This window comes from Streptomyces sp. NPDC055078, assembly GCF_053607985.1.
The window spans coordinates 1-11,513 of record NZ_JBSGUP010000232.1; the positions used below are offsets into that span (position 1 = coordinate 1).

The 11,513-nt window shown below is 70.6% G+C and carries 10 protein-coding genes; 8 read left to right on the forward strand and 2 right to left on the reverse strand.

The features are described from left to right. Positions 1 to 39: 39 nt before the first annotated feature. The 3 genes from ACWF94_RS20235 (at position 40) to ACWF94_RS20245 (ending at position 4,905) form a co-directional block, all read left to right on the forward strand. Positions 40 to 1,236 carry an ABC transporter substrate-binding protein gene (locus ACWF94_RS20235; protein WP_453489911.1) on the forward strand — a complete coding sequence of 399 codons (1,197 nt, stop codon included), beginning with the start codon at positions 40 to 42 and terminating at the stop codon, positions 1,234 to 1,236. Then, complete coding sequence (locus ACWF94_RS20240) at positions 1,233 to 2,111, forward strand: branched-chain amino acid ABC transporter permease (RefSeq protein WP_453489914.1); 879 nt, start codon at positions 1,233 to 1,235, stop codon at positions 2,109 to 2,111. The genes ACWF94_RS20235 and ACWF94_RS20240 overlap by 4 nt, the downstream gene beginning before the upstream one ends. 82 nt (positions 2,112 to 2,193) lie before the next feature. Next, the gene (locus tag ACWF94_RS20245; protein WP_453489917.1) at positions 2,194 to 4,905 is read left to right on the forward strand and encodes an ATP-binding cassette domain-containing protein; all 2,712 of its coding nucleotides are present in this window, start codon (positions 2,194 to 2,196) and stop codon (positions 4,903 to 4,905) included. 42 nt (positions 4,906 to 4,947) lie between these two features. On the opposite strand, the gene ACWF94_RS20250 is transcribed toward ACWF94_RS20245, so the two are convergent. Then, the gene (locus ACWF94_RS20250) at positions 4,948 to 5,715 is read right to left on the reverse strand and encodes an IclR family transcriptional regulator (RefSeq protein ID WP_453489920.1); all 768 of its coding nucleotides are present in this window, start codon (positions 5,713 to 5,715) and stop codon (positions 4,948 to 4,950) included. Positions 5,716 to 5,746: 31 nt separating this feature from the next. After that, on the reverse strand, positions 5,747 to 7,093 hold the full coding sequence (locus ACWF94_RS20255) for an MFS transporter (RefSeq protein WP_453489923.1): 1,347 nt from the start codon (positions 7,091 to 7,093) through the stop codon (positions 5,747 to 5,749). Between the two features lie 162 nt (positions 7,094 to 7,255). On the opposite strand from ACWF94_RS20255, the gene ACWF94_RS20260 reads away from it, so the two are divergent. From ACWF94_RS20260 to ACWF94_RS20280, 5 genes are all read left to right on the forward strand, one after another. After that, positions 7,256 to 8,161, forward strand: a complete 906-nt coding sequence (locus tag ACWF94_RS20260) for a DUF6282 family protein (RefSeq protein WP_453489926.1) — start codon at positions 7,256 to 7,258, stop codon at positions 8,159 to 8,161. 15 nt (positions 8,162 to 8,176) lie between these two features. Further along, positions 8,177 to 9,058, forward strand: a complete 882-nt coding sequence (locus ACWF94_RS20265; protein WP_453489929.1) for a hypothetical protein — start codon at positions 8,177 to 8,179, stop codon at positions 9,056 to 9,058. Next, entirely contained in the window at positions 9,055 to 9,876 is an 822-nt protein-coding gene (locus ACWF94_RS20270; protein WP_453489932.1) for an HpcH/HpaI aldolase family protein, read from the forward strand. Before ACWF94_RS20265 ends, ACWF94_RS20270 begins: the two co-directional genes overlap by 4 nt. A gap of 95 nt (positions 9,877 to 9,971) precedes the next feature. Further along, entirely contained in the window at positions 9,972 to 10,754 is a 783-nt protein-coding gene (locus ACWF94_RS20275) for a CoA transferase subunit A (RefSeq protein ID WP_453489934.1), read from the forward strand. Continuing rightward, positions 10,751 to 11,386 carry a CoA transferase subunit B gene (locus ACWF94_RS20280; RefSeq protein ID WP_453489936.1) on the forward strand — a complete coding sequence of 212 codons (636 nt, stop codon included), beginning with the start codon at positions 10,751 to 10,753 and terminating at the stop codon, positions 11,384 to 11,386. Before ACWF94_RS20275 ends, ACWF94_RS20280 begins: the two co-directional genes overlap by 4 nt. Positions 11,387 to 11,513 lie beyond the last annotated feature (127 nt).

Here is an 11,513-nt window from a genome sequence, read left to right on the forward strand (position 1 = left end):
CTCCGGTCAGGGGCGTTCAGCACGAGAGGTTCCCACACCATGAGCAAGCGATCATTCGTCAGACGCCGTACGGCGGCGGCCGGCACCGCACTGACGGCGCTGGCCGCCCTGACCGCCTGCGGCGGCGCGGGCGACCAGGGGGCGTCGGGTGACGATGTCATCCGGCTCGGCCAGACCACACACATCAGCGGTCCCGCCGGCGCCTTCGGCAAGAGCTTCAGCGACGGGCAACAGGCGGTCTTCAAGGCGGTCAACGACGCGGGCGGGGTGAACGGTCGCAAGATCAAGCTGACGGTGCTCGACGACGCCCTCGACGTCTCCCGGGCCGTGCAGAACGTCCGGACCCTGATCGGGCAGCGGAACGTGGCCGTCGTCGGCGTCTCCGGCGCGGGCTCGATCGAGGCGATGGTGCCCATCCTCGACCAGGCGAAGGTCCCGCTCCTCTTCCCCTCCAAGTCCACCGCGAGCTTTGTCGAGAAGGTGGTCCCCTACGCGTTCGCCGGTATCCCCACCTACCCCGACCAGGCCCACGCGGTCGTCACCGCCGCGTTCAAGCGGAGCGGGCCAGGCAGCGTCTTCCTGGTGCAGACCGCATCCGACCAGAGCAAGGCCAACTTCGGCCGGGTCAAGGACGCCGTGTCCGCGGGCGGCGGAACACTGGCCGGGGAGGCGATCGTGCCGTTCGGTGCCGATGTGTCGCCCTTCGCGCTCCGGGTCGCGGAGAAGCGGCCCGACTATGTGCTGTTCACCTCCGGGCCCTCCGAGAGCACCAAGATCACCAGCTATCTGGCGAAGGAGAACAAGCTCCCGGCGCGCGGCATCCTCGGCCTGACCACACTGCCCGGCGACACCTTCGCCCAGGGCACCCCGGCCGCCGCGCACCGCCTGCTGTACTCGCTGGCGACCACGAACCCGCCGACCGACCCCAGCGCCAAGGACTGCAACGCCGCGCTGGCGAAGTACTACCCGGACACCAAGCCGGACTACGTCACCACCTTCGGCTGTATGGACGCCCAGCTCGTCGTCGCCGGGCTCAAGGCGGCGGGGGACGATCTGAGCGGGCCCGGCATCGTCAAGGGGCTGGAGTCCCTGAAGAACAGCGCGGCCAGCCCGCTGATCCCGCCGGTCTCGTTCTCCGCGGAGTCCCACATCGGGCTCTCCGCACTGCCCGCCGTGACCCTCAAGGACGGCGAGTTCGTGCGTACCGGCACCGTTCCCGTACCGGTGAAGCCGTGAATCTGCTGCTGCCCGCCGTGGTGAGCGGCATCGCGGCGGGAGTGCTCTACGGTCTGCTGGCCTTCGCCACCGTCGTCCTCTACAAGGCCACCGGCACGGTGAACTTCGCCCAGGGCGCGATGGGCGCGCTCGCCGCTTTCGTCGTCTGGCGGCTGCTGACGGGGTACGGGGTGCCCACCGCGCTCGCCGTGGCGGCCGGGCTGGCCTTCAGCGCCGTACTCGGGGTCGTCACATACACGGTGGCGATCAGATTCCGCGACCGGGGCGACGCGACCAACGCGATCGTCCGCACCCTGGCCCTGTCACTGCTGTTCGCCGCGCTGATCGACCGGCTGTGGGGTCCCGGCCAGCCCTTCCAGTTCCCGAGGCTGCTCACGGCGGGCGGATTCACCGTCGCGGGCGTGCAGTTCACCTATGCCGCGCTCCAGACGCTGGGCATCGCCGCCGTCCTGCTGGCGGGCTTCGCGGTGCTGTTCCGCCGTACCGACATCGGGCTGCTGACGCGGGCGATGGCCGACTCCCGCGAGGTCACCCGGCTGCTCGGGGTCCGCAACCGGCGGCTGGCCACCATCGTCTGGGGCGTCACATCGGCGCTCGGCGCCACCGTCGCCCTGCTGGCCGCCAACACCCTGTTCCTGTCCACGTCGATGATGGAGAGCTATGTGCTGTACGGGTTCACCGCGGCCATCGCCTTCGGTCTGACCAGCCTGCCCGGAGCGATCATCGGAGGTCAGGTGATCGGCCTCATCGGCAATGTGGTGTCCACCTACCAGGGTTCCGACTGGGCCAACATCCTGATGTTCACCGTACTCGTCGGCATTCTGCTCACCCGCCCCCAGGGGCTCCTCGGCCGGCCGGAGGTGCGCCGTGTCTGAAGACGCTGTGACGGAGAAGCCCCCGGCGGAGAGCCGGCTGCCGAAGGGTCACCTGCCGAAGGGTCATCTGAGGGAGAGTCACGTGCCGGAGAGTCACCTGCCGCAGAAGCGCGCCCCTGAAGGAGCCGCGCCCAAAGGCCCCATCCACGGCCGCCTCGCCCGGTGTGCCCGCTACCGCACACCCGCGCTGGTCCTGCTTGCGCTCGCCGTCATCGGTGTGCTCCCGCTCGCCCCGGCCTGGCAGTCCGTGCTCGCCGTGGGCGTCGCCTGGGCCTGCGTCACCACCACGCTCAACGTATGGCAGGGCCACCTCGGCGAGATGTCCTTCGGGCACGGCGCGTTCGTCGCCGTCGGGGCCTACACCTGGACCGGGATACGGCTGCGGGCCGAACTCGACCCCGGCACCGCCCTGCTGATCACCCTCGCGGTCACGGTCGCGGTGTGCGCGCTCACCGGGCTCGCCGTCGTCCAGCTCTCCCACTTCGGTTCCGCGATCGTCACCCTGTTCTTCGCCTTTGTGATCGCGGCCGGCCTCCAGACCAGCGAGTTCGCCTCGGTCACCGGGAGCCAGGCCGGAATGGTGGTTCCCCCGCTGACCGTCTTCGGCCTCGATCTCGGGTCCGGGCGCGGACTGTACTTCCTGGGCCTGGCGTTCCTGGGCCTCGTGCTCTTCCTGACCGCCAACTACGCCATCGGCGCCCAGGGCAGGGCGCTGCGCCTGATCCGCTCGAACGACCAGGTTGCCTCGCTGCTGGGGGTACCGGTCAGGCGGGTGAAGTGGACCGCGTTCGCCTACACCGGTATCGGGGCGGCGCTGGGCGGTGTGGTGCTCGCCCAGGTACTGATGGTCGTCACCCCGGACTCGTTCGCCGTGCATGTGTCGATCACCGCGGTCGCCATGATCGTCGTCGGCGGGCAGGGGACCGTGGCCGGGCCGGTCCTCGGCGCGTTCTTCTTCGGGGCGCTGCCGACCGTGTTCCAGTCGTCGCCCGTCAACCAGGCCCTGTACGCGAGTATCGCCTTTCTGGCGTTCCTGATCCTCGCGCCCACCGGCGTCGTCGGAGTGGCGGCCGATGCGGCGCGCACGGCCGTACGGCGGCTGCGGCGCGGTGCGGGACGACCGCGGGCCGCCGCAGCCGAGTCCGCGGGACCGGACACCGGAGTGCGCGAGTCCTCCCTCCCGGTACCGGACGCGGGTGTGCGTGAGCCCTCCCTCCCGGCACCGGCCGACCAGCTCGCCGGCGAAGAGCACCCGGCCCGGACCCGCCCGTCGGCGCCGGGGCGTCGCACAGCCGTCGAGGTCAGCGGCATCGACGTGGCGTTCTCGGGTGTCCATGCCCTGCGCGCGGTCACCGACACGGTGCTCGACGGGGAGGTTCACGCGGTCATCGGTCCCAATGGAGCGGGAAAGAGCACGCTGGTCAACGCGATCACCGGCGTCCAGCCGGTCACCGCGGGCACCGTCCGGATTCTGGATACCCCGGTGACCGGCCTCGGCCCCCGGGCGATCCGTGCGGCGGGTGTGGGCCGCACCTTCCAGAACCCGTCCCTTGTGGACGATCTCCCGGTCCTGGAGAACGTACGGCTCGGTCTGTTCGCCGAGCGGCGGCAGCCGTTCGTCCTCGATCTGCTGCGCGGGACCCCGGGGCGGAGTGCCGAGCGGCGGTCGGCCGAACGGTGCGAGGACGCCCTGCGCCAGGTGGGCGTCGCCGAGTCCCTGTGGTCACGGCGCGCGGGCGGTATCTCACTCGCCGACCGCAAACTGGTCGATCTGGCCAGAGCGCTGGTCGCGCGGCCCCGGGTGCTGCTGCTCGACGAACCCACGGCGGGGCTGGGCGAGGATGAGATGCGTACGGTCGAGAGCGCGCTCCTGCGGCTGCGCGCGACCGGACAGGTGTCGATCCTGTTGATCGCCCATCATGTCGCGTTCGTCCGCCGGGTCGCCGATTCGGTGACCGTGCTGGACGCGGGCCGGGTACTGGCCCAGGGCTCCCCGGAGGAGGTCACCCGTGACAGCGCGGTCCTGGAGGCGTTCGTCGGCTCCCCGGTGGAGGTTCGGGACAGGCGTGCTCCCGCTCCCGGTCCGGACGCCGGCCGGGACGAGGGTGGCTTGGCCGTCCGCCGGCTGTCGGCCGGCTACGGGACCGCCCGGGTACTGGACGATGTGACCCTCCAGGTGCGACCGGGCGAACTGGTCGGCCTCGCGGGGCGCAACGGCGTGGGCAAGTCCACGCTGCTGAGAGCCCTGTCCGGGCTCAACGGCCGGGGCTCCGGCACCGTCTCCCTCGACGGAAGTCCGCTTCCCCGCCGGCCCGAGGATGTGGCCCGCGCCGGTCTGATCCACGTCCCCGAGGGCCGGGGGGTCATCCCGTCCCTGACCGTCCTGGAGAACCTCCGTGTCGGCGCCCTCGCGGTGGGAGGCCGCCTCACCGTTGAACAGCTCGACCGTACGCTCCACCGCTTCCCGGCTCTTGAACGCCTGCTGCCCCGGCAGGCGGGTCTGCTCAGCGGAGGGGAGCAGCAGATGCTGGCGATCGCCCGGGGCCTGGTGGCCGGCCCCTCCGTCCTGATGATCGACGAACTCAGCCTCGGACTCTCTCCGAAGGCGACCGGGGAAGCCCTCGAAGCCGTCGCCGCGATCACGGGATCAGGTCCTGGCGTACTGGTCGTGGACCAGAGCATCAAGGCCCTGGCCTGCGTCTGCGACCGTCTCTACGTCCTGCGGAACGGTCGGGCGGAGGAGGTGGACACCTCACAGGAGTCGGCCTCGGGGCTTCGCGAGGTCTACTTCTGACCGTGAGGGTTGCTCATGGCGGCGTGCGCCGAGAGCCCGCACTCAGGCGGGGACGGTGCCGCCCATGCTGTCGGAGATCTGCGCGGCGGCGGCGACCAGTTCGTCACGGAACGGGTTTGTTCCCTCGACCGGCAGGGTGCGGACGGTCCCCACGATCGCGATCGTCGCGCAGATGCCGTACTCGTCGAAGACGCCGGTGGCCAGCGCGGTGATACCGGAGTCGACGAGATGGTCGGTGGCGATCCCCGTGTGCCGGACCTCTTCGAGCTGGGCGCGCAGTTCGTCCTGTTCGTTCTGCGGCAGGGTCAGCAGCAGCCGGTCCACCCGCAGTTGGTCGGGAAGGAACGCGAGGAACACCTTCCCCTGGGCGGACCGCAGCCCGAGCTGGGTGCCCACCCGCACCGTGACGAGGACCGAGCGGGTGCTGTCCTCCTCGGAACGGGAGACCACCGGTCCGGAGGAACCCCACAGACTGAGGACCGTGGTCAGATGCGTGGTGTTGCAGATCCGCCGCAGATAGGGCGGGGCGACGTCCAGCACCCGCCGTCTGCCCATCGCCGCCGCCCCGAGCTGGAGCAGCAGGCTGCCCGGTGCGAACCGGGACGGCTCGGCGGTCCGCTCCAGCAGGTCGGCGGCGACGAGCGAGGTGAAGTACCGGTGGGTGGTGCTCCGGTTCAGCCCCAGCCGCTCGGCCGCCTCCGCCACCGTGGTGGTGGGGTTCACCCCGGAGAACAGGCCCAGGATCTGACCGACCCGGCTGACCGCCTGGATGTCACCGGAGGACGCCGTTCCGTCGACGCCTTGTGCCATGGAGAACTCCCTTGTCGCTGCCGCCCGCCGTTCACGTCACCGTATCCGCCGCCTCCCGCCCCATGTCCACATCCTTGGTTTCCGGTCCGGCCAGTGCTCCGACGCTGATGAGTACGCCGGCGAGGACCACGAGCACCACCGGGGCGTACTCGCTGGGCATGATGTTGGCGAGGCCGTCCAGATAGAAGGCGTAGAACGCGGGGATGATCAGCGCGAGGCTGTAGCCGACGCCGTAGCCACTGGCCCGGATACTGGCGGGGAAGCGCTCGGTGAGATAGGCAGCGATGGGACCGAAGGTGCCGATGGTGAACACGGAGACGACCGAACAGATCACGATCATGGTGCCGAGTCCGCCGTCCAGGCTCATGGCCAGGGTGTAGGCGGGGCCGCCGACGACGATCACGCTGATGCCGTAGCCGATGTAGAACGGGCGCCGGCCGATGCGCTGGGACAGCATCCCGAACAGCGGGTAGGTCACGGCGGTGACGCCGGTCGCGATCATCATGGTGACCGTGACCTCGGTGTTCGTGAGGCCGACATGCGAGTCGAGCAGGCCGGGCAGTACCGCGAGGCCCGCGTTGCAGGCCAGCCAGACGCCGGTCATCAGCACAAAGATCTGGATCATGCTGCGCCGGTGCTCGCCCCGGACGAGCTGGGCCAGGGGTGAGCTGCCCTCGGTCGTCCGCTCGGTGTCCGGCTCCTCGACCTCACGGCGGTAGGCGCGGAACAGCACCACGGCGAGCAGCGCCCCGATCACGAAGGGGATGCGCCAGCCCCACTGCACATAGGCGGAGTCGACACCGGCCGACGGCAGGACCGAGAGCAGTACGAGGGTGATCGCGGCGACCACCGCATAGGCGGCGGGTGAGGTGCAGGTGATGCTGCCCGACACCAGCCCGCGACGGCTGCGCGGACTCCACTCCATGGCCAGCGGCACGGCGGTGGTGTACTCCCCGCCGAGGAAGATGCCGTCGATGAACCGCAGGGCGATCAGCAGGACGACCGAGGCGATGCCGATGGTCTCGTAGCCGGGCAGTGCGGCGATGAGCGCGGTGGTGACACCGAACCCGGCGACCGCGACCAGGGTGCTCTTGCGGCGGCTGCGAGTGTCGGCGAAGTGCCCGAAGATCATCGCCCCGATCGGGCGGGCGATCAGCGTCGAGGCGAAGACGAAGGCGTTGAGCAGCGCCGCCGAGCCCGTGCTGATGTCGGCGGACCGGAAGTACGCGCTGGCGGGCGCCAGGGCGATGATCGGCAGATAGATGTCGAACTGGTCCACGAAGTAGGCCAGCACGCCCGCCCGGACCGCCGCCCTGGCTTTGGGCTCGTACGCGGAGCCCTCGACCGCAGGTCTGCGGTCGACATTCGTCTCGGTCATGGGTGCTCCTTTATCGCGAGAATCGCATGTTCACATGGCGAAGCTACCTCCTGCTATACGAACGCGTAAATGGTTGATCCTTGAAAATTGCCAGAAGATGACCACTTGACGTTCGCGATACGAACAAGCACGCTGTCAATACGAACAGCGAAGGGATGTCTTATGACGGCTCAGACGACAGCCGAGTACGAAGGGGTCGCCAAGGTGCTGCGCGGCAGCGTCGACCTCCACTGCCACTCCGGCCCGAGCCCGTTCCCCCGCCGGATGGACCACATCGAGGCGGCCCGGGACGCGCAGGACCGGCTGGAGATGCGCGCGATCGTGGTCAAATCGCATCACCACAACACCGTGATGGATGTGCTCGCGATGGCCCCCCGGCTGCGGGAGCTGCGCACCCAGGTCTTCGGCGGGATCGCGCTCAACAGCTTCACCGGCGGGCTGAACCCGCACGCCGTCCGGATGTCGCTGCGGATGGGCGGCAAGGTGGTGTGGTTCCCGACTATGTCGTCGGGCCGGCACATCGAGTGCCACCGCGCGGGCGACGGGTTCCCCACCGAGACCGTGCCGCTGACCTGCGACCGTATCGACATCATCGACGACAGCGGCGAGCTGAGGCCCGAGGCGGACGAGATCCTCGACACCGTCGCCGAGACCGGTGCGCTGCTGTCCGGCGGCCATATGTACCCCGACAGCATCCGGCGGCTCTTCGAGGCGGCCGGGCGGAAGGGTATCCGGCGGATGATCGTCAACCACCCGAACTTTGTGATCGGCGCCCAGCCCGAACAGTGTCTGGAGTTCGTCCGGCTCGGTGCGTTCATCGAGCACGAGGTCGGGATGTACGACACCGAGGGCCATATGAAGTGGGATCCGAAGGTGCTGCTCGACTGGATCGAGCGCGTCGGCCCGGAGCACACGGTGATCTCCTCCGATCTGGGGCAGGCCGGCAATCCGAAGCCGGTGGACGCCTATCTGCGGGTCTGCGGCGCGCTGCTCGACCTGGGGCTGCCGACGAGGGACCTCCAGCGGATGACCCGGGACAACCCGTCCTTCCTGCTCGGACTCGACTGAGAGGGCGGGACGGCCATGTACACGAAAGACGACCCCCGGGCCGCCCTGAGCGGCCCCGGCGCGACGGCCTCGGGTATCGCCGTGCCGGAGTACCACGACTACACCCTGCTGCCGCCGGACGAACCCGGCACCTGGATCAGCCGCGCACAGAACGTGGTGCTCGCCTACACCCGGCCGACGCTCGGCTGCCGGCTCGGCGCCTTCGACCTCACCCATGAGCAGGTGCTGCTCCTGGTGCACGACTCATCGGGCGCCGAGGTCACCAGCGGGGACGAGACGGTGACCCTGCGCGGCCAGGGGCTGATCGTGATCCCGCCCGGCCCCGGCACCGTCACCGCCCTGGGCGAGGGCGACCTCGTACGGCTGGTCCAGGCCGACGAACCCGGCTGGGCCGAGCGGGCGCGCAACGCCGCCTCCTACTCAGCGCCCCACCCGCGGGTCACGCCGCTCAGCCCGTGGCCCGCACCCGTCGGCGGCGACCGGCTACGGGTCTATCCGCTGGCCGACATCCCTGAGGACCCCCACCGGTTCGGGCGCATCTTCCGCACCCGCGCCTTCATGGTCAACTTCCTGCCGCCGAACGCCGGTCCGCGCGACCCCTCCAAGATGTCGCCCCACCACCACGACGACTTCGAACAGGTGTCGCTGGCCGTGGCGGGGGAGTTCGTGCACCACATCCGTACGCCTTGGACGACCGACTCACGCACCTGGCGCGACGACGACCACCAGCGCGTCGCCAGCCCCTCGGTGACCGTGATCCCGCCGCCGACCGTGCACACCTCCGCGGCCGTCGCGGCCGGGCTCAACCAGCTCATCGACGTCTTCTCGCCGCCCCGCGAGGACTTCTCCGACCAGCCAGGCTGGGTCCTCAACGCCAAGGAGTACCCGCGCCCATGACCGCCGCCCAGCCTGCCGCCCAGCCCGCCGGCCAGCCTGCCGCCCAGCCCGCCGGGCCGCCCCCGCTGTTCGCCCGCTCCCGTCCGCCCGTGGGCACCTGGCTGAAGCTCGCCGGACCGGAGCCGGTGGAGATCATGGCCTACGCCGGGTTCGACTTCGTCGTCATCGACCTGGAGCACGCACCCCTGAACCTGGAGACCGCCTACCGGCTCGTCAACAGCGCGGCCGCGCTCGGTATGACACCCCTCGTGCGCGTCCCGGACCACACACCGTCGACCGTTCAGCGGGTCCTGGACGCGGGCGCGGGAGGCGTGCTGGTGCCCAGGGTGGACACCGCGGACCAGGCAGCGGCCGTGAGCCGCGCCACCCGCTTCCCGCCGAGGGGCACCCGGGGCGCGGGAGGCACCAGCCGGGCGGGACGCTGGGGACTGCGTCCCGGCGGCGACTATCTGGCCGAGGGCAACGACGCCGTGCTCTGCGTACCGCAACTGGAGAGCGAGGAGGCGATCGCGGCGGCGCCGGACATCCTCGCCCTGCCCGAGGTCGACGCGGTGTTCGTCGGCACGGTCGATCTCGCGCTCTCCATGGGGCTCCCGGTGGGCGACCCGGCCGTGAGCACCCTGATCGACCGGGTGCTGCGGGCGGCGGCGGACGCCGGGAAGCCCTGCGGTCTCGCCTTCGGCGACGCGCCCGAACAGGCCGCCCGGTCCGGGGCCGGCTTCGTCGTCCTCAGCAATGACACCTCGATGCTGGCCACCGCCGCCCGCGGCGTGGTCGACGGGTTCCGCACCGCGCCGGCGGGGGAGACGGCCCGGTGACCCCCGCACCCGCCCCGCCGCCCCGGGGCGTACCCCACCGGAGACCGGCCGAAGAACCACCCTCAGGAGGACGCCGTGACAGACAGGACGCCACGATGGACAAGGTGATCGCATCCGCCGCCGAAGCGGTGGCCGATATTCCCGACGGCGCGTCCCTCGCGGCGGGCGGATTCGGCCTCTGCGGGGTGCCGTCGGCACTGATCCACGCCCTCCACCAGCAGGGCGCGGGCCGTCTGAAGGTGGTGTCCAACAACTGCGGAGTGGACGGCTGGGCGCTGGGCGTCCTGCTGGCGGCGGGGCGCATAGCCCGTGTCACCGGCTCCTACGTGGGGGAGAACAAGGAATTCGCCCGGCAGTATCTCAGCGGTGAGATCGAGGTGGAACTCGTCCCCCAGGGCACCCTCGCCGAGCGCCTGCGGGCGGGCGGCAGCGGAATCCCGGCCTTCTTCACCCCGGCGGGCGCCGGCACCCAGATCGCGGAGGGCGGACTGCCCTGGCGGTACGACGCCGACGGCCGCCCGGCCGTGGTGTCGCCGCCCAAGGAGGTGCGCGCCTTCGACGGCAAGGACCATCTGCTGGAGGAGGCGATCACCACCGACTTCGCCCTCGTCCGCGCGGCGAAGGGCGACCGGCACGGCAACCTCCTCTTCCGCAAGTCCGCCCGCAACTTCAACCCGCTCGCCGCGATGGCGGGCCGGGTCACCCTCGCCGAGGTCGAGGAGTTGGTCGAGCCGGGCGAACTGGACCCGGACGCGATCCATGTGCCCGGCGTCTTCGTACAGGGCGTCATCCCGCTGACCCCGCACGAAGCGGCGGAACGACGCATCGAGCGCCGGACCGTGTCCGCGCCCCGGACACGAGAGACGGTGCAGGCATGACGCCCTGGTCCAGAGAGCAGATGGCGGCCCGCGCCGCCCAGGAGCTGACTCCCGGCTCCTATGTGAACCTCGGCATCGGCCTGCCGACCCTGGTCCCCAGCCAGGTGCCGCCCGGCGTGCAGGTCGTGCTCCAGTCCGAGAACGGCATCCTCGGCGTCGGCGGATACCCGCCCGAGGACGCGGTCGACCCCGATCTGATCAACGCGGGCAAGGAGACCATCGTCACCCTGCCGGGAGCCTCGTTCTTCGACTCCGCCCTCTCCTTCGGCATGATCCGCGGCGGACACATCGACACCGCGATCCTCGGCGGCATGCAGGTCTCGGCCCACGGCGACCTGGCGAACTGGTCCGTTCCCGGAAAAGTCATCAAGGGCATGGGCGGCGCCATGGACCTGATCCACGGCGCCCGCCGGGTCATCGTCCTCATGGAGCACACTGCCAAGGACGGCACCCCGAAGATCCTCACCGAGTGCACCCTGCCACTGACCGGCCGCGCCTGCGTCCACCGGATCATCACCGACCTCGGCGTCATCGACGTCACCGACACCGGCCTCCGCCTCGTGGAGACCGCACCCGGCATACCGGCCGAAGAGATCCGCCGCAGAACGGGAGCCACACTGACCGACGCCTGAGACCCGCCGTGCCCCCTGCCAGGGCAGCCGGCGAAACCGACACGAACAAGACACGCGGCACGTTGCCCGTGACGGCCGGGCGCTTCGGGCGGCTCCGCCCGAAGCGGCGGACCGGCCGGTGTCGGTG